This is a genomic window from Leptospira montravelensis (assembly GCF_004770045.1).
In the GTDB taxonomy this organism is placed as follows: domain Bacteria; phylum Spirochaetota; class Leptospiria; order Leptospirales; family Leptospiraceae; genus Leptospira_A; species Leptospira_A montravelensis.
On record NZ_RQFO01000017.1, the window covers coordinates 541862 to 564509 of the forward strand.

Consider the following 22648-nt stretch of genomic DNA (forward strand, 5'->3'; position numbering starts at 1 on the left):
TGTCAATTATCGGATCGCTTCCTGTTTAGAATGAAGTAATTGGTAAATTCCTCCCTTAGAAAGTAAATCTCGATGAGTTCCTTTACTTTCCAATTTACCTCGTTCCATAACAAAAATTTGGTCATAATTGCGGATAGTATCTAATCTATGGGCCACTGTAATGATCGTAGCACCAGCAAAAACAGTATTTATATGAGACAGAATCCTTGCTTCCGTTTCTTTATCTAGAGAAGCAGTAGGTTCGTCCAACAACAGTAGATTTGGCTTTTGGAGAAATAAACGAGCTAATGATAACCGTTGTTTTTGACCTCCAGAAAAAACGAATCCCTTCTCGGATATTTCTGTATCGTAACCAAGCGGAAGTTTGACGATATCATCATGTATACAGGCAAGTTTTGCTGCTTCCACTACTTCGCTAAGTGTTGCTTCTGGTTTAGTGATTGATATATTCTCTCTAACCGTTCCTGCAATTAAAGGATTTTCTTGAAAGATTACGCCTATTTTAGTTCGCAAACTAGGAAGCCAAATTTCATTCAATGATACCTCATCAATGAAAATTTCTCCTTCTTGCGGCTGATACAAACCGAGTATTAATTTTAAAATAGTCGATTTACCACTTCCGCTCCTACCAACAAAAGCAACTTTTTTACCCGCCTGAATCTTTAATTTTAAATTACGAATACCAGATTCGGGTTTAAGAGTATCATAAGAAAAACTCAAATTTTTAAATTCAATGTTTCCTTTAACTTCTGGAAGATCTACCTTAAATAGGTTATCCTTATCAGTGATCTCACTATCCAGCGATTCAAAACTACGTAATCGATTCCAAGAAATATTTGCCTTTTGAAATTTTAACAAATCATCATATAAAGAAATGATTGGATTACGAATATATGCAACTAAACCTATGATCGCATAAAGAGTTCCAAGTGTCATTTGATCTTTGAGAATTAAAACACTTCCAACTAACATTACAATTACCACTGTAATCTGTTTAAAAAACTCTGTATTAGTAAAAAGTAAGTTGGAATAAAATAACTTTTTCCCTTCCGAATTCAATTGAGATGTCAGTCGTTTCTCAAAATCCCAACGATGCGAATAAGTAGCTCCCAAATTTTTTATGGTTTCAAATCCATTTATCGTTTCGATAAAATAACTTAGTGTTTCCGATTTTTTAAGGGACTCTTTCTTTGTTTCTTCAACAATTTTCGGAGTTAATGTACGAAGGATTAACACTTCAGGTAGTATTAATAATACGATTATTAAAAGTAAAATTGGAGATAGAAAAAGAAAAATTATAAAGACTAACGAGCTAAAAAGTAAATCAAAGAATTTCATTGCTCCTTGGTCCGAGAAAAATGATATAATAGATTCAATTTCTTCCCAACGATTTAATATTTCTCCTTTTCTATTTCTTTCAAAGAAGGAAATGGGTAAGGAAATCAATTTTACCAAAAACCGAATAGCAATAGTTTGGTTAACTCGATTACTTGTAAAAAAAATAACATTCGATCTAAAATAAGCAAGAAAGGATTGAGAAAAACTAAGTAAAACAACAGAAAAAATTACCGGAATAAAAAATTCCTTATTCTCTTGTAACAAAACGGCATCGATCAAATATAAATTTACCAGTGGAATAAAAACTTCCAATCCTTTAATCACAAAACTAGCAACAATACCGGCTTTTAAATATTGGATTGCAGGTAAAAAATACTCTGCGAGTCCAAAAAAGAAACGATTCTTCAACTCCCATTTAGGTTCAGGTTTGGTTTTAGGAATGAAATAAATGACTATTGATGAAGATTTCTGATCCCACTCTTCACGAGAGAGATTTACATCTCCAAACTCTGGATCAAAAATAATAACTCTCTTTTTTTCAATCGACTTTAAGATGACATACCTTGAATTTTCTAAGAATCCAATGGTTGGAATGTTATGTAGCTCTGGTTCATGATCTTTCCAATTAACAAAGTAACAATCTCCCTTACCTTCTCCAAAACTATTTTTCCAGTGATTTGGTCTTATGTCTGGATCAAAGTCAGGAAATGATGAATCTGCGTCATAATCAGCAAAAGAAAAACCCCAATACCTAAAAATCATTTTGCGACAGGCATCGCCAGATTGAAACTTACCGTCTTGGAATAAATAAGGAAAGCGCAATTGATTTCTAATTGGTGGTTGAAATTTTAATTTAGGCAAAAAATGGAACTTATCTTCTTCGTAAATTGACAATGTTTCCATTGTATCTTCTTCAGAACCATCACCTAAGTTTAGTTTCCTTTCGCTCATTATAGAACGAATGGTTATCAATAGACTTTCAGATTTTTTAAAGATTTCCACTGCGTCCTTTGAGGAAAGTTCATATACAAAACTTTCTTCGACGGCCGTAACAGTCGCATTTCTTGCTTTTTTTTCCAATACCCCCATTTCACCTAACACAGAGCCAGCCTCAACAAATGAAAAATAATCTTTTTGCCAAGTAGATTTGGTGACTTTGAATCTTCCTGAACGAATAAAAAACAAAGAGGAACTTTTACTTCCTTCCTTTATCAATGTTTGTCCTGAAGGAATCTTCCGCTTTATAAGTATTTTCGATAATTCTTGGATTTCCGAATTTGAAAGTTTTCTGAAATAGGGGTGAATTCTTAATTCATCTCGAAGTTGTACATTTTCTTTATATTCATTCCAAAGTTTTTTTCTGTTGTTATCCGACTCTATGAATTTTAAGAACTGAAGTTGCGATACAACTCTAACCCTAGAATTTTCTTCTACTTGGAAAAATTGTTTTTTTAATGAATCAGATGAAAACTCAGTGACGCCGTAAAAAGTACCTTCTGTTAAAGTCTTAATCAAAAGTTCCTTTTCATTAATTTTTAATTTTACTTGAATCCTACCTGTTTCGACCATTAAGAACGGTGTAGGTTCAAATTCATTTCCACCAATTCTATCATTTGCTACTAGAGACCTAAATTCAAATAAACCAATAAATTTAGTTAAGTCATTCGTAGATAGTTTCGATAAAAACTCATCTTCGACAAATGATTTCGGAATTTCTATTGTTTTATGTTTCAATTTTAATTCCTAGGATCAGCATAACGAAATAAAATTTGATAAATACTTTTTCTATCTATTACAATATCTGCAACTACCTTTAATCCAGGAAACAATTGAAATTCTTTTCCATCTTGATTCAAATCTTGAGTTCCTAAAATTAAAATAACTGAAAAGGAATCCTTTTCCTTTGTATTAGGAATAATTTGGGATACGGTTCCCTCTACTACACCAAAATCATTTTGATGAAACGCCTTAACTTTTATAATAGAAGATAAACCTAATCGAACTGCACCAATATCTTTACTGCTCACTTCCACTATAGCCTCTAATGGTTGGCCTTCTTCCATCAAAGATGCTACGGTCTGTCCACGTATAATATTTTGTCCTACGTTATTAACAGAGAGCTCACCGATGATTCCAGAAAAAGGCATACGAATAATTGCATTAGCAACTCTTTCTCGTTTTAATTTTGTATCACCTCTAAGGCTTGAGATTGTGTTTTCCTCTCTTTGAATTTCGTCCTTTAAATTTCCAAACTCTTCATTAAACTCTAATAAACTTTGCTCATATATAAACTTGGCACCAACACCATTTTGAAAATCCATAAACGCTTTTTTCAAACTAACGAATTTGCTTAGAACTGCTCCCGATAAAGCAGAACCGGAATTATTTTCTAAATTAGAAGCCAAGTTTTTTAAAATTTTCTCTGCTTCCTTTTTATTTCGAATTAAACGTTGTAATTTTTTTTCCTCATACTCTAAGTTATTTGTATCTTTTGATAATTCAATTTGTTGTTCAGAAAATTCTAATTCCATAATGGGATCTCCTTTTTTAAGAAAATCGCCAGATTTTACATATAGGTTTGTCAGTGTCCCAGTTTCTAATGCCTCCACTACATGATAGTTTCCTTTCGGTCGAATCGATCCTGTCGCCTGCACAACGACATCAACCTTTCCAAAAGTTAAAAACAATACAAAACAAACAAAAAAAGCAGAGATTAAATAAATTCCCTTCTTTTCCCAATTTGGTGCTGGATGTTTTAATAATTCATCATAGTAAGATGCAGAATGTCTAGATTCCCAATTAGAATCAGTTTCTTTTATATTTTTAAATTTTTTAAACATCATTATCCCCTTCACTTAAAGTTGGAAATAAATGGTAATAAAAACCTTTTGTTGTAATCAATTCTGCATGAGTTCCAATTTCTACAATCCGACCTTCATCCAACACTATAATTTTATCTGCACTTACTGTACTATGAAGTCTATGTGAGATTTGAATTACCGTTCTATCTTTAAAAACTGTTTCCCATTGCGATTGAATATGTGATTCTGTTTCGGAATCTAATGCTGATGTTGGTTCATCCAAAAACAAAATACTCGGATTGGTAACGAGTGCCCTTGCAATTGCCAAACGCTGCCTCTGACCTCCAGAAAGTCCGATTCCGGATTCACCAATTTTTGTTTCATATTTCATTGGAAACCTCTCCACAAAATGGTCAACCGAGGCTAACTTTGCGCCAGCTAACAATGATTCTTTATTCAATGAAGGATTTTTTTTAGATAAGTTTTCGGAAATACTACCAGAAAAAAGAATTGGATGTTGTTCTACCGCACCAAATTGGATTCTAACTTCTTCTGGATCTAAAGTGGATAAATCAAATGAATCAAAAAACACTTTTCCTTTGGTAGGGGATAAAGTTCCCATCATAATTCTCATCAAAGTGGATTTACCACAACCACTTCGACCTACAATTGCTATTTTTTCACCAGCTTCGATTTCTAAATGGATATCTGATAGTATCTCAGAACCTGTATCCGAATATTTAAAACTAATATGATCTAAAGTTATTTTTCCCGATAATCTCGGCAATTCACCAAACGGACGTTGGCTGACAATTTCTCCAGGTAATGAATATATTTCTGTTAACCGCATACGCGATTCTCTTAGTTCACTCAGGTCTTCATACAAATGGCAAAGCCGAACAATTGGTTCCATTAGAAGAGAATATAACACTAAAAAAGCTAAAAAACTTCCAAGAGAAAGTGATTCGTCCAAAACATCGCTAACTCCAAATGTAATCACGGCGATAAGTCCAATTTGTTCGAAAAATTTGCTCATCAATTGCAAAACATGAACCCTTTTTCCCACTCTTAAATTAGTAAGAATCGTTCTTGCAATTTCATTAAGTCCCTTAGAGAGATATCGACTTTCCATTGCAGAAGATTTGATGAGTGGCATTCCAGCAAATAAGGACAAGAAAAAGGAAGTTGTTTTCTTTTTAGATTCAAAACTATGTTTTTGCAATTTTTTAATTTTTGCGCTTGAATTTACAACAAACAATGAATATACGATTAGAAAAAATAAACCAACAAAAGAAAGACTGCTATCCAAACGGAATAAAATAAATAAATAAATAGGCAAAGTCACCAAATCTAAAATCAAAAACAAACCAGATCTCTGCGTAATTTCTAAAATTTTTTGATTTTCTTTTAACCTTTGCGTAAAATCACCGGTTTCAAATTTTCTAAATTCGGGTAAGGTAAGATTGAGTATATGTTGGAAAAATCTAACGAAATAATTATACTCCAGACCTTGCATAAGCCCGATAGAGATTAGGTTTCTAAATAAAGAAAACAAAGTTTGAAAAAAAACAGATAATCCTACACCAGTCACTAATGTGAACAGAAAATTTCTGTCGGAAAAAACCAATACTTGGTCTACCACCTGACGAATCAAATACGGTAATGATAAAGTTAGTATGGCAGAAAGTATAGTTGCCACTAAGATCCAACGAATTTCACTACGTTTCGGACTAAACAAAGTTCGAAGTTCTTTAAAAAAACTGATCAAACTTACATCTGCAGACATTGTAGCTGGTGCCGGAGAAAATTGTAATACAACTCCATCCCAAATTTGCAAGAACTGAGAAATTGAAAGTTCGTAAACTCCCTTAATAGGATGAGAGATAAGAACTGCATCTAATTCGTAGTCATACAAATACAACAAACACGGAACACTCTCGTCATCGGTAATAAAAACTGGATTTTCTAATTCAGTTAATTGTTCTTGTGACAAATGTTGTTGTTTGGTTAAAAATCCCAACTTCTCTAATTCAATTGCTAATTCAAAAATTCCAGGAACAATATTTCGATTTAATTCGTTTTTAATTCTTATTTTCCAATTGTTAGGAAGAGGTTTATCAAATGTTCGTAAGGATAGTTCGCTACAAACAAGTCCAACTAAAGTTAGTTGGTCCGTTGTTACTTGCTCAATATATAATTTTTTTGTCCCCTTTCTAATTTCAAATCGTTTCGAAACAAATGGGCGAATTGTATTCTCTTCTTTTTCTTTTGCCTTGTATGTCGAATAACGCAGTAAACGCGATTGAACAATTTCTTCTAACTTGTTCCCTTTCTCTACGCCAATTACCTTACGGAAAATAGATCCAGGAATTTTATATAAATCGGAATCTTCTGATGCAACTGCACTTGCTAATCGTTTTTGTTGTTTGAAAATTGCAATCTCACCTAGAATATCCCCCGACCGCATAATGGAGATAATTTTCCTTGGATTTTCTGTTCTGATCTGAATTTTTCCAGATCGAACAATATAAGCAGCGTCTCCCTCTTCCCCTTCAGAAAAAATAAAATCCCCTTGCGTTACTTTTACTAACTGAATGGATTTGAGAATAAGTTTGATCTCTTCAGGGGAAAGTTCCTCAAAAAAACTAAGTTTACGAACATAATGAAACTTTTCTTGTTCTTCTTCTCTATGTTTTGCTTTTTCCGCAATTTCTGGATGTAAATCAACTAACTTTAAAAAACGAGAAGCAGGAAGTAATAAAACGATAGAAGGTTCAAGTGCATAGTAATCATGTTTCGAAGGAGTTTTTGTGAGCGTAATTCTTTCTCCAATCGATTCGCCAACTTCAACATATGCATACCTCCCTAAACTTAGGTCTTGTTTGTTTTGTTTCATTCCAAATCGACCAGTCAAAACAAAATGAATGTATTCTGGCATTTGGTTGGCTTTGATTAAATGTTGACCCAATCGAACAAAACGTACTTCGATAAATGGGAGTAGGCTTTCCCGTTCTGCTTCGTCTAATTCCGCAAGTAGATAATTACTGCGAAACACGGTGCGGATTTTTTCAAGATTTCGCCTAACTTCAGAATGCATTTATTTATCCGCTTTAATTAGGATTCGAAGCACTAGGAACGTCCGTATCCAAAAGATATTTGGATCCATGCGCTACTATTAACATCGACTTAAATCGACTGAGTCCTAAGCAGATATTGGTTTTTTACTTCCGAGAAGTCCTCCAACCTCCCCAAGGCAATTTCGCATTAGGAAAGCTGAGACAGTGACAACTCGAAAGATTTCTAAACTAAAGGGTTTAAGCTTTTGGGTTTTCTAGAACGATAGCGATTCCTTGTCCACCACCAATACATAGGGAAGCTACTCCGTATTTTACTCCTCGTCTTTGCATCTCTAATGCAAGAGTTAAGGTAACACGGTTTCCAGAAGCTCCGAGTGGATGTCCGATCGCAACCGCTCCTCCATTGACATTGGTAATTTTTGGATCTAGTCCTAGTTCTTTTTGAACGGCTAAATACTGAGCAGCGAAAGCTTCGTTAACTTCCACTAGTCCAACATCTTTTAAACTGAGTCCTGCTTTTTGTAACGCAGCTGGAATGGCAATCGCTGGACCAATTCCCATCTTTGCAGGATCACAACCTGCATGTCCCCAAGACTTTACAATCGCCAAAGGTTCTTTTCCCAATTTTTTTGCTTGAGATGCAGAAGCTACGATCATTGCAGATGCACCATCATTGATCCCGGATGCGTTTCCAGCAGTGACAGATCCATCTTTTTTAAAAGCAGGTTTCAAAGTAGCTAACTTTGTGGCACCTGCTTTTCCTTTTATGAACTCATCTTTATCAAAGACAATTGGATTTTTTCCATTGATTGTAATAGCATGAATCTCTTCTTTTAAGATACCTTTGTTAGTTGCTTCTTCTGCTCTTTCTTGAGAAGTTGCTGCCCAAAGATCTTGTTCTTCCCTTGAGATTTTGTATTGGTCACTTAAATTCTCAGCAGTCATTCCCATTGGAAGTTCTACATAAATATCTGTTAAACCAGTCGCCAATGAATCTTCAAATTCAGAATTTCCATAACGAACGCCAAATCTAGCATTACGAACCACATAAGGCGCGTTACTCATTGATTCAACACCGCCAGCAAGAACGGTATGTGCTTCACCCAACATAATTTTTTTGGCTGCTTGGATGACTGCTTCCATTCCAGAACCGCAAAGTCGATTTAGTGTGAGTGCAGGGCTCGCAATTGGAACTCCAGATTTCAAACCAATATGTCGTGCTAAATAAATTCCGTCTTTGCCTGTGGGTATGACATTACCAAAAATACTTTCTTCTATTAGAGATGGGTCCACACCAGTTTTCTGAAGTGCTGCTTTGGAGACTTCAACTCCAAGGTCTACGGCACTCATATCTTTGAGAGTTCCGCCAAAACTACCGAATGCAGATCTAAGTCCGCCCAATATATAAACTTGTTCCATAGATACCAGAAATAGGCAAATTTGGTCACCTGTCAGCTAAGAATTGAAATTTCACTTGAAAGAGAATCCAAGATCGATAGACTTCCCACATGAATCGAGAACCCATGTTCGGCCTGGAAACCGGCTTTTTGTCGAAACAAACCGCAGGCCTCATTCGAGGAATCCTTCAAAAACGGTATTCTATCGGTAACTCTTCTGTTCCTTTGTTTTCATCGCCATCCTCTTTATACCCAGGTTTGGAACTCATCTCTGACAAGGGACCAAATCTCATTCAAAAACGATTGGTAGTGGGAAGCATTCGTATGGGATATGGCCACCATCGCATGGCCCTCTCTGTTTATTCACATTCATTAAAAAAACAAATTCCCACCTACTTACATGACCTACTTGCGATAAACTCACCAGAAGCAAAAGCGATAGCGGATATTGATTCTGGTTATAGTTATTTTTCTAGACTGAGTGCCGAAATTGGAGGGCCAGTGGAATGGCTTTGGGGTGCACTTATGTCCCAAGGGAATCTAACTTCTTTAGAACTCTCTTGCCAATTAGCAGAATTATATAAAGGGCTTATGAATGGAATTCCAAAAGACTCTTCGGTCATCACCACATACCCGTTAAATGGTCAAATAGCAGTAGCTTCCGGATTTCAAAAAACAATCCATCTCATTTGTGATAATTTTCCACAATATTATTTACTTGTACCAGGAGCACTCAACTTAGTCCAATCACCTTCCGCCTATTCGAAGTTTATCCAGATGGGTGTACCGAAAGAAAATCTTGCCGTTGCTGGTCATTGGGTATCGGAAGATGTAGTTTCCAATGCTGTCACTGATAGCGAAAATCGAGTGCGAAGGATTGATTCAAAAAAATGCAGAAGATATCTCATTCCCATCGGAGGAGCTGGTGCTCAGAAAGGTTATGTATTAGATCTGATTCGACTTTCCAAAAAACACCTTCAGAATAAAAAAGCTGTGTTTTGGATCAACACAGGTGATCACTCTAAAGTATTAAAATCTATCGAATCATTTCTTATCGTTCAAAAAATTCCTTATTTATCAATTGATAATTGGGATGATTTAATTCATTTTATTGAACGTCATCCTTTGCGTTCTGAAGATCATGAAAACAATCCACCAGTAGTTCTGTTTCATTTTCCATCTCATACAGAAGCTTTTTCTGCTACTGATAAACTCATTCGTATTACAGACGTCCTTGTGACGAAACCATCTGAACTTGCTTTTTATCCTGTGCCCAAACTTTTTATTCGCAGAGTGGGAGACCATGAAGCTGCATCTGTGGTTCGCTCCTTAGAACTTGGGGAAGGTACTGTGGAATGTAGGGAAGCCTCTCACGCAAAAGAACTCATTCATATTTTTACAGAATCAGATGATTTATTACTTAGAATGAACGAGTCGGTGATTCGAAGTACAATTGAAGGAGTCTATAATGGAAGTAAGGCGGCAGTTGAAATGTCAGCCGCAAACTAAATAGAGGTACGGAAGTAGATTTTTTAAGTAGAAAACTTTTTTTCTAATTCTTGTCTGGAGGATTCCCAGATGGCAGCGATCTTTTTTCCTTCTTCAACAGAAGCATCAATTTCGCCGGTTTTTGCAAAACCTTCCGCTTTGATCACCACTTCTGAAAGTGCAGCTAAACCAAAATTGGCAGCCACTCCTTTGATTTGGTGTAACTCTGCCTGCAAATCCTTTTGTTCTTTTGACACCAAAAGTCGGTCTAAATTTTCAACCCGAGTAGCCATATTTTCCAAAAGAGAGACGATCATCTCTTTTAACCAGGCCTGATCCTCCGGATCGTTCATATCCACTAAAGATTCTATACGTGACCAATCTATAAGCAAGTTACACCACCCATTCAAAAGTAAACAGACTAAGAAAAGCGTGTAAATTACATTTTAAAAAATCATTTGCAGGTCTTCGGAATCGGTTTTTTTTGTAAAACACTATGAAAATTCACCCCACTGCCATCATCGATCCCAAGGCGGAACTCCATGAGTCCGTAGAAGTTGGACCGTTTTGTATCATTGAGAAAGATGTCAAAATCGGCGAAGGAACCGTCATTGAATCCCACGTTAAGATCCTATCAGGAACTCGCATTGGTAAGTTCAATAAAATATCTTCTGGGGGGAGTTTCGGCGGTTTACCACAAGATTTAGCTTTCAAACCGGAAACCAAAACCTATTTAGAAATTGGTGACCACAACCATATGCGCGAAAACGTCATTTTCCATCGAGGAACTGTAGAAGGAAAAGCTACAGTCATTGGTAATCATAACTATCTTATGGGAAACGTTCATATTGCCCATGATGTGATCGTGGGCGACCACAACATTATGGTCCAAAACGCAATGCTTGCTGGCCACGTAGTCATCGGTCATAAAGTTTTTATATCCGGGTCAGTTGGTGTTCACCAATTTGTAAGAGTTGCTGATTATGCAATGTTAGCTGGTCTAACAAAAGTTGTGAAAGATGTCCCTCCTTATGCTACAGTAGATGGACACCCAGGTTCCGTCGTGAGTTTAAACGTAGTGGGAATGAAACGTGCAGGAATATCTGCTGATGTGCGCTTAGCAATCAAACGCGTTTATAAAACGATTTACCACAGTGGACTCAACACCAAACAAGCGCTTACCGAATTAAAAAAAGATCCAAACCCGGCACCAGAAGTTCAAAAAATTATCGAGTTCTTTGAAACTAGCAAACGTGGAGTAGTTGACCACCGATTTGTTGCAGGTGGATCTGACGAAGAATGAGAATTCTCGTCACCGGGGGAGCCGGTTATATTGGAAGTCATATTGTCTTAGAGCTTATGGAACTTGGACATGAGATTATCATTGTAGATGATATGGAAAAAGGAAACGAAGCCAATTTATTTCCTGGAAATGAATTCATCAAAGGGGAAATCCAAAATCCTAATGTTTTAAAACAAACATTCTCTAAAAAAATAGATGCTGTTTTTCACTTTGCAGCTTGGAAGGCTGCAGGTGAATCCATGACTGACCCACTTAAATATACAATCAACAACTTAAATGGAACCTTTGCTTTGTTAGATGCTATGATAAAATACGGTTGTCAGTATTTTGTTTTTTCATCCTCTGCGGCAGTTTATGGAGCACCAAAATACCTACCTATCGATGAAAAACATCCACTAAATCCAGAAAACTACTACGGATATACAAAGTTATGTATTGAAGAAAACCTGGAATGGTTTGATAAACTAAAAGGTTTAAAATCTGCTAGGTTACGTTATTTCAATGCGGCAGGTTATGATCCCAAAGGTAGAATCAAAGGAATTGAAAAAACTCCTGCCAATTTGTTACCGATCATCATGGAAGTTGCCTCAGGGATTCGTAACGGTTACGAAATTTTTGGAACGGATTATGATACAGAAGATGGAACTTGTGTTCGTGATTACATCCATGTTTCTGATTTAGCCAAAGCCCATGTTTTAGCATTAAACTATATCATGTCAAAAAACGAAAGTTTGACGGTAAATTTAGGTTCGGAATCGGGATATTCAGTCAAAGAAATGGCAGACCTTTCTGAAAAAGTGGTTGGTAAAACCATACCTCACAAAACAGGTCCTAGGCGAGCGGGAGATCCTGCAAAACTTTTAGCATCTTCTGCAAAAGCAAGAGAACTTCTCAATTGGAAACCTGTTTATAGTGATGCAGAAACACTACTCTCCAGTATGTGGAATCTGTATAAAAACTTATAAAGAAGGGATCTTAATTTTTTCGCAATCCGGGTTTATGGAACTTACATAATCCAATGCCCGGTCTCCTAGAACGTCAGCCCCTAAAAAACTTCCAACCAATTGAATTTCTCCGGTTGTAAATCCTTTGATCCATTCTTTTGTCAGTTTATTGGAAACCGGAGCATAAGACCAGTGCCATTTTTCTTCCTGGTAACCTTTATTTTTTCTTGTCGATAAACTACTGTAAGGTTGGCAGAATCCATATTTGGCTGCATTTAGTTTTAGCCAATCATAAAGAATTTTACCTTTTCCATTTTCTTCAAAATAGGCATTATCCAAAGCATTGATATCAAAATCAGTTCCCCAGTGGTGACGAGAAGTTCCAGGTGCACTAGAAAATTCTAAAATCAAATTGATAATTTCTTCTGGTGTTTTTCCTTTAATCGGCGAACGCATTACTTTTTTACCAGTGAATTTGGATTCCCATATTCCTTTTTGATGATTAAAATTACGAAAAGAAGATACTAAAAAAATATGTTGTTTGTATGAAGATGGTTTTGAATCTTCAAAATCGTTAATCATTTGGTGAAGTGCTTTTTTAACGTCAGGCCTAAGGAAATGATCTTTTCCATTTTCTTCTAGTATAACTGCCGCTAGTGGCCCAGGCGAATTAAATTTTCCTGTTAAGTAGGATTTTTTTTCTATACCTAAATACAAATCAGATTCGGTTGTTTTAACTGGTTTTTCACCGCAAACTAAGAATAAAGAAACGAATAACAAGGTTATGTATTTAGTTCGTAACATAATTAGTTCATTAAAAAATTGCGGACTAATTCGCAAATAAAAATTTGCCTTCACTGAATCTTGTACTCAATTCTGCGACTTCATTAGGATCATCCAAAGGAAAGGAAGAAGCATCTTCTTTAGCCTCATCAAGTAAATTCCGATCCGATACTAAATCGGCAATTTTAAACTCAGGAAGCCCACTCTGTTTGACTCCAAGAAGTTCCCCAGGTCCCCGAATGGCCAAATCCTTTTCGGCTAAATAATATCCATCATTGGAAGTGACAAGTGCTTCCAAACGATCCCTTCCTTCGTCACTGATAAAATCACCCGTCATTAAAATACAAAAACTTTCAATATCACTTCTTCCCACACGTCCACGTAACTGGTGTAATTGGGAAATTCCAAAACGATCCGCATGTTCGACTACTAAAATGGTGGCGTTAGGAACATCCACTCCCACTTCCACTACAGTCGTTGTGACAAGGATTTGAATTTCTCCCGATTTAAACTTTTCCATCACGAATTCTTTTTCTGCACTTTTCATTTTACCGTGTAATAATCCAATTTTCAAATCAGGAAATACATTAGTTCTTAAGTTTTCATAAGCAACTGTGCAAGATTCTAAATCTACCTTTTCCGATTCTTCTACTAACGGATATACAATATAACATTGTCTACCTGAACTTACATATTTACGAATTGAATTATAAACGCCAATCCTTCGATCTTCCTTGTACCACCGAGTGTCGATGGGTTTACGGCCTTTTGGTTTTGTTTTGATATTTACTAAAGTTAAATCTCCATACAAAGTAAGGCAAAGTGTTCGTGGGATTGGAGTCGCAGTCATAGCCAAAATATCAGGATTTTTCCCTTTGGAACGAATAGTTTCTCTTTGGTCGACACCGAACTTATGTTGTTCATCAATCACAACAAGTCCAAGATCTGAAAAAACTACATCTTCTTGTAATAAAGAATGAGTTCCAATAATGATATTCGATTCTCCTGTTTTGATCCTTGCCAATTTTTCAGAACGAATTTTTTTATTCTCACCACCAAGCAGTAGTTCAATGCCAAGAAAAGGCATATTCCCCATAAATTTATAAATGGTTTGGTAATGTTGGCGGGCCAAAATTTCCGTTGGTGCTAAAAATACTACTTGAATGTGGTTATCGATATAGTGAAGCCCAATGAGTAGAGCTGTAATGGTTTTTCCAGAACCTACATCTCCTTGTAATAAAAAAGCGGAAGGAGAATCCGAGCTAGTTTGAGATAAAATGGTATTTACAGCAACTTTTTGATCTTCCGTCAATTCGAAGGGAAGATTTATTTCCAAATTTTCCCGGGAGGGAGATTTTGGAAGTGGCCAAAGCATACGTTTTATTTTTTGCCTTTCTCTTTGTTTGTAAAGAAGAAGTCTTTGAAAATAAAAAAATTCTTCGTATGCAAATCGTTTTCGTGCAATTTGTACGGCTTCCATTGTCTCAGGGAAATGAATTTCATGGAAGGCTTTATCTCGACCAAGTAACTCTCGTTTTTTGACTAATTTAGAAGGTAGGTTTTCCTTGATGTTTCCACCTTCCAAAACCTGATGTATCAATTTACGTAGTCCCTTTGAATCTAATCCTTCTTCTTTTAGGGCTTCGGTAGACGGATAAAGGGGAATAATGCGACCCGCATGGATGGAATCTTCTGGATCATCTTTATCAGATAAAAACTCGTATTCAGGATGAACGATTTGGTATCCTTTAAAATATTCTAATTTTCCAGAAACGACAACCTTTCTATCTACAGTGAAAATTTTATGAAAAAAATTCACTCCACGAAAGAATACCAAATTGATACGTTCATTGTTTAAGGTTCTAAATCCAACGAGTAACCTACTTTTTTTTCCATGTACAATATAACTATCAGCAATGGTTCCAAGGAGAGTGACCACATCCCCTTGTTTTAAAATAATATCTTTGGTAAAATTACGATCCAAATAACGGCGGGGAAAATAAGTAAGTAGTTCAAAAAAAGTTGAAATTCCATGTTCTAAAAGAATGGTTCTTCGTTTAGGTCCAATTCCTTTGAGAGAAGATAAACTTTCTGATAAATCGAGTCCCGGTTTCATAGTTCATCCGTGGGTCTAGGTGGTCCAAAACCATTGTTACTTGCTTCAGAAGAATCAGTTGTATTTTTTTCAGAATCCAAAATCAAATAACAGTATTTACATCCATATATTTGCGCTTGTTTTTTCCCTTCACTATTTGTATAAGCGGAAATAGCAGCGTATAAAAATTCGTTTTTGCTTAGTAATGTCCCACAAACAGGACAAAGGCGAAGCCTGGGAAGATTGGGATCTTTTTCTTTCCCGTATACTTTTCTAGGATCCCCAACTCTTAAGTTACCTTCTTTGGCAAGGCGTTCCTTTTCTTTTTTGTCCAAACTTTGATTGTCAACAGCAGAGAGTGCATACAAAAAAAATGCAACAGTGAATAGGACACCGCAGATCGTAAGAAAGGTGACCATTTAATTTCCTCGAATGTAATCTTCGGAACTTACAGCTGAAATTGGGTTTTGTGAAATGAGTTTTAAGTTTTTCTCAGTACAATCTACTTCGATGAGAGGAAACCAATCATCACCTCGCAATTGGCAAAGATTTGACTGGACTACATTTTTCCCATCCATAATGATTTCGGCAAAATATCCACCTTCTTGAAAACCATGTAGCGAGTCCACAGCACCAAAGTTAGATGGGTTGATAAAAACTGTGTTTCTTGTTTTTTTGATTCCTTGGTCTTCATGGACATGACCAGAAACTACTAGAGAAGGAGATTCATCATCCAAATACCTACGAATCCCTTGGCTTCCACATTTGCCTACACCAGGAATGTTATCGAAATATCCATAGGCAGGATTATGAATCCAACAAATGTCGGGCAGTTCTTCTCTAAAAAAATCTTCTGGTTCACTATAGTTTTTTCCGTTCTTTGTGTACTCATGAAATACAACGGTTAGTTTTTCCGGAATTCCAGAAGTCCAAATGGGAGCTCCACCATAACCAGAAACCTTTAAATTACCAAAATCAAAACTTTTTCTATGTACTTCGCGTTGGTATAATTCGGTGTATTGTAAATCTAAATCATAATTTCCCGGCAAACAATAAACAGGTGATTTTGCATATTTAATAATTAGTTTTTCGATGATTTCATATTTTTCTTTCATCGTTTTAGCAGCGAGTTTATACAAATCTCGATATTTTTGAGATTTTTCTACGATGGCCGTAGAATATTTTTCGGGAAATCGAATGGCATGAGTTGTAAAATCAAAAGGAGTGGAATCGTCTTTTCTTTCCGTTAATAAATAGTATAACTCTTCTTGGACACCACAAAAATCAATGATGCGATCAAAGGAAAAAAAAGCTTTGTAAATAATATCTCCGGAAAACAAATACAAATCTGCTTCAGTGGTTTGCAGAATTCGTTTTAGACCATGAAGTCCATCATGGATATCCGTTAGATAAATGATTTTCATTTATTCATTTTCCCAAAGTAACATCTGAATGTCTCGGTCTTCTTCTATATAATCGATCTTTAAATATTCTGGCCCAAAAAAATCCATTAGTGGTTTTAATATTGTGGAAGATCTGACGAATATATACAATTCATTGTGATCACCAATGATGTATTGAATTTCAATTTTACCAGCAATGGAAGGAACTAAATTCAAAAAATAATTCAAATCAAAAAGAATTTCCCACTGTAGGCCTGTGATCGATAAAATATGTGGGGCCGCATTTAAGATGGATTCAAAAACCTTTTTTTTGTGAAAAGGATCTACTTTTCCAAACCACCTAACAAAATCAAAACGCCTTGGTTTGGTATCCCAAACTCGATATCCAACAATCTTTAGGCGGGCTTTGTTGTCTTTAACTGACACAGGTTTCAAACGAACACGATAGTTTATGGATTCTACTTTTAAAAAACGTGCAATCCATAACCATCCCATTCGGTACACTCCAGTCAGTATGACTTCACCCTTGGCAGATGAGACATCCAAACTCTCTAAATCGGGATCCTCGGCAATGATCTCAGTGGCTATGACCTTTCGTAAGCTACCAAGAAGTAAGGTAACCTTATAATTACTCTTTGGGACCACTTTGGGTGGCAAAAAGAGATTCAGTGGATTGAAACGGAGAAGATCCGTTAAAAGCATATTTTAATTTTTATTTTCTATTGCCTTTTTGGAAAGCAGATTTAAAATACAGACCTCATGAAGATTGGTATCATTGGCGCCGGAAGTTTTGGCACTGCACTAGGTAGTATTTTAGCGGACAAGGGTTATGACGTGACCCTTTGGACAAGAAGCGAGGATCAAGCAAGATCCATAACTGAAAACCATTTGAATACCAAACATATGCCCGATTTGGTACTCCCTGAGAAATTAAAAGCTGATACAAATCTTGTCCATGTTGTGAAAGACAAGGACATGATTGTTTCTGCTCCCCCAAGCCATGCGCTCTCGGGGATTCTAAAAGAAATTAAAGACCATATTCCTCCAAAAGTGCCGATTGTTTCTGCCTCCAAAGGGATTGAAAACGAAAGCCTCAGACTAATATCAGAAATTTTTGAATCCGAACTACCGGGCCAATTCCATTCGCAGCTTTCCTATCTTTCTGGCCCCAGTTTTGCCAAAGAAATGGTGAAACGAGTTCCAACTATAGTTTCCATAGCTTCCAAAAATGAAGCCACCGCCAAACGAGTGCAGGAGATATTTAGTTTTACGTATTTCAGAACCTATTGGACCCCCGATGTCGTGGGTGTCGAAGTGGGTGGTGCCTTAAAAAACGTCATCGCGATTGCTGCAGGTGTTGCCGACGGACTTGGGTTTGGCCAAAATACAAGGGCTGCTCTCATCACACGCGGGTTAAACGAGATCACAAGAATGGGAATCAAAATGGGTGCAGATCCCATGACTTTCCTTGGACCATCGGGAATGGGAGATTTGGTTCTTACCTGTTGTGGGGAAGGTTCAAGGAATCGGACAGTTGGCTTTCGCCTAGGCCAAGGTGAAAAACTAAAAGAGATATTAGCTTCTATGAATGAAGTCGCTGAAGGTGTCAAAACCACACTTTCTGCAAAAAATCTTTCTGACAAACTAGGTGTGGAAATGGCCATCACCCAGGAAGTCTATCGAATGTTATATGAAGATAAAGATCCGAAAGAAGTTGTCAAAGCGCTGATGAGCCGCGACCTCAAACGGGAAGGTGTCTAAACAAGGCGAACCAGTAATACAATATAAGTGATTACTTGAGTCATATAAAATGTAAACCGGATATTGACTGCTAGAACATTCGTTGATGTTAGATGAGTGAGGGATTGTAAAACCCTTGCTCCTAAAATGACAAGTCCAGCTTGGTTGGCAAAACTATCTATTTTACCGAAACTTGCAGACAAAAACACAACTGTTAAAAATACCGGAAGATTTTCTAAACTATTGATATGTGCTCGGTTCAATCTCCAATTAAAGTCAGAACCGTGTTGGATCCCCGCAGGGAATTCATTCGATTTCTTTTTTCCAAGTAACACTTGTACACTTCTGTAAGAAGTTAAAAATACACCAAGTCCCAAAGTCCATAACGCAAATCCAATGAGTGTATAGTAAATTGTTTCCACAAATTCTCCTTTTGTATCAGAACCATTCTTCTTGGTTCTTGAGATACAGGTGGAAATTCTAAATGACTCTAGTTCATTTGTAAACTAATTAAATGGGTTTTAATTTGTTTCCAGACCGTAAGCCAAGTGGAAGAAAAAAAATGGTCAGGTGCTTCCGAGATTTCAATACAGTTCAATCCGTTCTCTTTTGCAAAACGAGTTGTGTAAACTTTGGGAAACCACGTATCCTCTTTGGGAAGAAAGATTGTATAACTAGTTCTTTTTTGAATCACGGAAGTATCTACCACAAACCCCGGTAAAAAAAGATTCTTTAAAAACAAAGATAAATCATCTAAACAAATTCTAGTGTTTTGGATGGGAACATTCAGATGATCAACATTTCCATCTACTAACCACCGAGGGTTCGAAAGAGTCTCTAATATCTGTTTGTTGGGAGATTCCAAGTCAGAAACTCCCGGTAAAAGTAAAAGCCGACTAAACTCCTCAATCGAACCAGACTCATATAAAAATCGAAGACTAAGAACACTATCCAAAATGGGGGAAAGTAAAAACAATTTTAGAAAGGGAACTTCTTTGGCATACATCATAAGAGCTGCTCCGCCCCCACTATGTCCAATCCCATACAATTCTTTGTTTGTATAACCTCGTTCTTTTAGATAAACATCTAACAACGATATGGCGGTTTTCGGATCATAAATTCCCTTTGAATTTCCATGAGAAGGAGGATTGAACCGAACAAGCCTAAGGCCGAGTAATTCCAGTTCACTATCACGAATTCGAAAGGATCTAGCGTTGCCACCTGTGCTCGGCCAAAGAATGACTATCCCTTTCGCCTCGTTCGGAGAAGCGCCGGATTCAATGATTTCTAAGGACAATGAATTTATAATGTGGCGATGATAGGTTTTCCGTTTTGGACAATGACAGTGTGTTCGCACTGCGCTACATAACTGAGTTCCCCGCGACGATTGCTTGCGACCAGTGTCCAACCATCTTCTTCTTCGTATGCAGTCTGGCTTCCCGTAGAAATAAAAGATTCAATCGCAAGTACAAGGCCGTTCCCGAGTTTTCTTTGGTCACGTTTTTCTTCGTAAACCAAAACTTGCGGTTCTTCATGAAGTTTTTTACCCGTTCCGTGACCTGCTAAATTTTTAATGACGGTAAATCCATTTTCTACAGCAGCTGAATGAATTTCTTTTCCAATGTATCGTAAATAATTTCCAGTAAACGCCTGTTTTGTGGCTCGCATCGTTCCTTCTATGGCTGTTTCACAAAGTCTTTGAAGAGAGGCATTGGACTGACCCACAACAAAAGAAATCCCCGTGTCCGCATAATAACCATCTAGTTTGGCTGAAACGTCGATATTAACCAAATCACCATCCTTTAGGATGGTTTCTTTTTTTGGAATTCCATGTGCGATTTCAAAATTGGTGCTGATACAAGTATAACCTGGGAATTTATAATCGAACTTGGGTGCAGAAAATGCTCCCGCTTTATCAAATTCCTCTTTGGCGGCGTTGTCTAGTTCCAAAGTAGACACTCCCGGTTTGGCAAGAAGTTTTAAAAGTTCACGAACTTTAGCTACAAACTTCCCAGCTTTTAAAATTCCTTGAAGGTCTTTTTCATTTTGAATCGACATCTAAACAATCTCCCCACCACAACTGGATCCCGCTCCTGCAGTACACCCATAACAATGATTTGCTACTACGATTTCTCTGTTAAGGTATGATGGCAAATCGAAATCCTTAATATGTTTTACGTTTTGTGATTTCAAATCTAACATTTGGTTGAAATCACAATCATACACAGAACCATCATAACCAACGGAAATTTGATCCAAACACATAAGTCCTTCCACTGTTGCAGAATTGTAAGCATTGGCTAAAGTTTCCATATACATTTCAAACTTACCACCACGAACTAGTGCTCCTAAAAATCGACTGATCGGAAGGTTATTGATACAAAACAATTGGTTGAATACAATTCCGTATTTTTTTTCCAAAGTTTCTTTGTATTCTCTTTCTAAAACAGATTGTCCTGAACCTAAAAATAAACCATTAGGATTATAAACTAAATTTAAAGGAAGTTTGGTTCCATAACCAAGGTCATTTAACTTCTTTAATGCGGTAATAGACTTTTGATAAACCCCTTTTCCTCTTTGGTTATCCGTCGTACTTTCAATGAATGAAGGTAACGAGGATACAACTTCCACCTGATTGGATGCTAAAAATTCATACAACCAATCAAAACCTGGTTCTTCAAGGATAGTTAAGTTACAACGATCAATCAATCGTTTCCCCAGTTTTTTCGCACCCAAAACTAAATCCTTAAAATGCGGATTTCCTTCTGGGGCACCACCCGTGATATCTACAGTTTCAATGCCCGGAGTTTTTTCGATGATTTCCAAACACAAATCAATTGTGGCCTTGTCCATCATCTCGGTTCGAATCGGAGACGCATCTACATGGCAATGCCGACAAGCTTGGTTACACCACTTGCCGACATTAATCTGAAAGATCTTTAGAGACCTTGCATGTATAGAATGTCCGACAGAATCAGAAAATTTTTTACCACTGAATGACTGTAAGGTGGAAAGTTGCTCCTGCGTTTCCATAACTAAAAAGAAAGTTCGTCTATTTTGTTTTGCATTTGAACACTGTGAACCAAATTGATTCCAGCAGCCATTGCCGCAGCCACATGAACTGCTTCATTCATCTGTGCCTCGTTTGCACCTTTTTGGAGTGATGTGGATGTATAAGCATCAATACAATACGGGCATTTTAATGCATGAGAAACAGCTAAAGCGATGAGTGCTTTTTCTCTTTCGGTCAGTGCCCCTTCTGCCATCACAGCATTGTAATATCCAAAAAATTTATCTGCTAGAGCAGGATTGGTTCTTCCTATTTCTCCAAATTTTCCCAGATCTTTTGCGTTGTAATAATGATTTTCTGCCATAAATAACTCCTAACTGTTAGACTTTTTAAGTAATGTCGTAAGTCAATGGGCTAGATTTATGAAACCTATGTCGAGCATAGAATTTTAATCAAAATGTAGAAGGAATCACACAAAGTAGAAACCTAAATTCAAGTAATGAATTTAGGTCTACGTTTTTCGATGAGTGAATGAAAACCTTCCTGTCCATCAGGGGACAAAATAACTTTGGTGAAAAGGTCTGCATCGATTTGGAATAATGATTCCATTTTTTTTCTATAGGGTTCTCGTAATGCAGTTTTCATTCCACGGCTAGTATTGTTTGTAAGTTTGGAAAGTGATTCGGCAAATTTAAACGATTCGCCAAACAAGGTTTCGGCGCTAAACAATTCATCCACAAGTCCAATTTCTTTGGCTTCAGGACCTTTGATTTGTTTTCCTGTGAATAAAAGGTCACGAGTGACTTTTACACCCACCAAGTCTTGTAAAACAATCGTAGGAATAGATGGGAAATTGAGACCAACGATGGCTTCGGAAAATCCTATCCTTGCCCCTTTGTCCACCATATATCGGTAGTCTGAAAACAAGGCAAATACAGCACCTGCTGCCATACAATGTCCGTTCACCACAGCAATGGTAGGAACTGGAAAATGGAAATAAGTTTGGGCAGTTCTTAACAATTGTTCAACGGATTTACGAACGTCGGATTCGGTTTTTCCATACATGAGCGTGGGTTCAATCCCATTGGAAAAAAACTGAGTTTGTGCGGATGTAAAAAGCAAAACACGCAAATTGGGATTATTTGCGTGTTTGTTTAAGATTTGTTCGAATAATACGAAAGCTTCGAAATCGAAAGTATTCTTTTCATTCGACTGCATCTTGATTTCCAAGATGCGGTCTCCATGAAAGATCTCTGCAAAAGGAGTCAT

The 22648-nt window shown here is 36.8% G+C and carries 20 protein-coding genes; 4 read left to right on the plus strand and 16 right to left on the minus strand.

Annotated features, from left to right (window positions below):
• Positions 1 to 6 precede the first annotated feature (6 nt).
• The 4 genes from EHQ31_RS16450 to EHQ31_RS16465 all read right to left on the minus strand — a co-directional run bounded on the left by EHQ31_RS16450 (position 7) and on the right by EHQ31_RS16465 (position 8635).
• Positions 7 to 3072, minus strand: coding sequence for an ATP-binding cassette domain-containing protein (locus EHQ31_RS16450; RefSeq protein WP_135572087.1), 3066 nt, complete (start codon positions 3070 to 3072; stop codon positions 7 to 9).
• A gap of 2 nt (positions 3073 to 3074) precedes the next feature.
• Positions 3075 to 4181 carry a beta-barrel domain-containing protein gene (locus EHQ31_RS16455; RefSeq protein WP_244247442.1) on the minus strand — a complete coding sequence of 369 codons (1107 nt, stop codon included), beginning with the start codon at positions 4179 to 4181 and terminating at the stop codon, positions 3075 to 3077.
• On the minus strand, positions 4171 to 7236 hold the full coding sequence (locus EHQ31_RS16460) for a peptidase domain-containing ABC transporter (RefSeq protein WP_135572089.1): 3066 nt from the start codon (positions 7234 to 7236) through the stop codon (positions 4171 to 4173). The genes EHQ31_RS16455 and EHQ31_RS16460 overlap by 11 nt, the downstream gene beginning before the upstream one ends.
• Positions 7237 to 7453: 217 nt before the next feature.
• Complete coding sequence (locus EHQ31_RS16465) at positions 7454 to 8635, minus strand: acetyl-CoA C-acetyltransferase (RefSeq protein ID WP_135572091.1); 1182 nt, start codon at positions 8633 to 8635, stop codon at positions 7454 to 7456.
• 89 nt (positions 8636 to 8724) lie between these two features.
• Here EHQ31_RS16465 and EHQ31_RS16470 point away from each other — a divergent pair, with 89 nt between their 5' ends.
• On the plus strand, positions 8725 to 10122 hold the full coding sequence (locus EHQ31_RS16470) for a DUF6938 domain-containing protein (RefSeq protein ID WP_135572093.1): 1398 nt from the start codon (positions 8725 to 8727) through the stop codon (positions 10120 to 10122).
• Between the two features lie 23 nt (positions 10123 to 10145).
• Here EHQ31_RS16470 and EHQ31_RS16475 read toward each other — a convergent pair whose 3' ends face one another.
• Positions 10146 to 10454, minus strand: coding sequence for an Hpt domain-containing protein (locus tag EHQ31_RS16475; protein WP_135572095.1), 309 nt, complete (start codon positions 10452 to 10454; stop codon positions 10146 to 10148).
• Between the two features lie 143 nt (positions 10455 to 10597).
• Here EHQ31_RS16475 and lpxA point away from each other — a divergent pair, with 143 nt between their 5' ends.
• Positions 10598 to 11404, plus strand: coding sequence for an acyl-ACP--UDP-N-acetylglucosamine O-acyltransferase (lpxA, locus tag EHQ31_RS16480; protein ID WP_135572097.1), 807 nt, complete (start codon positions 10598 to 10600; stop codon positions 11402 to 11404).
• Positions 11401 to 12369, plus strand: coding sequence for a UDP-glucose 4-epimerase GalE (galE, locus tag EHQ31_RS16485; protein WP_135572098.1), 969 nt, complete (start codon positions 11401 to 11403; stop codon positions 12367 to 12369). The genes lpxA and galE overlap by 4 nt, the downstream gene beginning before the upstream one ends.
• Here galE and EHQ31_RS16490 read toward each other — a convergent pair.
• The 5 genes from EHQ31_RS16490 to EHQ31_RS16510 are packed head-to-tail and all read right to left on the minus strand — an operon-like array spanning position 12364 to position 17331.
• Positions 12364 to 13152: a M15 family metallopeptidase gene (locus tag EHQ31_RS16490; RefSeq protein ID WP_135572100.1), complete on the minus strand. Its 789-nt coding sequence runs from the start codon at positions 13150 to 13152 to the stop codon at positions 12364 to 12366. The two genes, galE and EHQ31_RS16490, sit on opposite strands and share 6 nt — an antisense overlap.
• A 25-nt stretch (positions 13153 to 13177) precedes the next feature.
• Positions 13178 to 15247: an ATP-dependent DNA helicase RecG gene (gene recG / locus EHQ31_RS16495; protein WP_135572102.1), complete on the minus strand. Its 2070-nt coding sequence runs from the start codon at positions 15245 to 15247 to the stop codon at positions 13178 to 13180.
• A complete protein-coding gene (locus EHQ31_RS16500) occupies positions 15244 to 15645 on the minus strand; it encodes a hypothetical protein (RefSeq protein ID WP_135572103.1) in 402 nt (133 codons plus the stop codon). The genes recG and EHQ31_RS16500 overlap by 4 nt, the downstream gene beginning before the upstream one ends.
• Positions 15646 to 16650: a metallophosphoesterase family protein gene (locus EHQ31_RS16505; RefSeq protein WP_135572105.1), complete on the minus strand. Its 1005-nt coding sequence runs from the start codon at positions 16648 to 16650 to the stop codon at positions 15646 to 15648.
• Positions 16651 to 17331: a hypothetical protein gene (locus EHQ31_RS16510; protein WP_135572107.1), complete on the minus strand. Its 681-nt coding sequence runs from the start codon at positions 17329 to 17331 to the stop codon at positions 16651 to 16653.
• A gap of 57 nt (positions 17332 to 17388) precedes the next feature.
• On the opposite strand from EHQ31_RS16510, the gene EHQ31_RS16515 reads away from it, so the two are divergent.
• Positions 17389 to 18390: an NAD(P)H-dependent glycerol-3-phosphate dehydrogenase gene (locus EHQ31_RS16515; protein ID WP_135572109.1), complete on the plus strand. Its 1002-nt coding sequence runs from the start codon at positions 17389 to 17391 to the stop codon at positions 18388 to 18390.
• On the opposite strand, the gene EHQ31_RS16520 is transcribed toward EHQ31_RS16515, so the two are convergent.
• From EHQ31_RS16520 to EHQ31_RS16545, 6 genes are all read right to left on the minus strand, one after another.
• Positions 18387 to 18791 (minus strand): MAPEG family protein, encoded by a 405-nt coding sequence (locus EHQ31_RS16520; protein ID WP_135572111.1) that lies wholly within the window; start codon positions 18789 to 18791, stop codon positions 18387 to 18389. The two genes, EHQ31_RS16515 and EHQ31_RS16520, sit on opposite strands and share 4 nt — an antisense overlap.
• Positions 18792 to 18859: 68 nt before the next feature.
• Entirely contained in the window at positions 18860 to 19666 is an 807-nt protein-coding gene (locus EHQ31_RS16525) for an alpha/beta hydrolase family protein (RefSeq protein ID WP_135572113.1), read from the minus strand.
• A 5-nt stretch (positions 19667 to 19671) separates the two neighbouring features.
• A complete protein-coding gene (map, locus tag EHQ31_RS16530) occupies positions 19672 to 20427 on the minus strand; it encodes a type I methionyl aminopeptidase (protein WP_135572115.1) in 756 nt (251 codons plus the stop codon).
• Complete coding sequence (gene arsS / locus EHQ31_RS16535) at positions 20428 to 21402, minus strand: arsenosugar biosynthesis radical SAM (seleno)protein ArsS (protein WP_135572117.1); 975 nt, start codon at positions 21400 to 21402, stop codon at positions 20428 to 20430.
• 2 nt (positions 21403 to 21404) lie between these two features.
• Positions 21405 to 21743 carry an arsenosugar biosynthesis-associated peroxidase-like protein gene (locus EHQ31_RS16540; protein WP_100741706.1) on the minus strand — a complete coding sequence of 113 codons (339 nt, stop codon included), beginning with the start codon at positions 21741 to 21743 and terminating at the stop codon, positions 21405 to 21407.
• Positions 21744 to 21871: 128 nt separating this feature from the next.
• Positions 21872 to 22648, minus strand: coding sequence for an enoyl-CoA hydratase/isomerase family protein (locus EHQ31_RS16545; protein WP_135572119.1), 777 nt, complete (start codon positions 22646 to 22648; stop codon positions 21872 to 21874).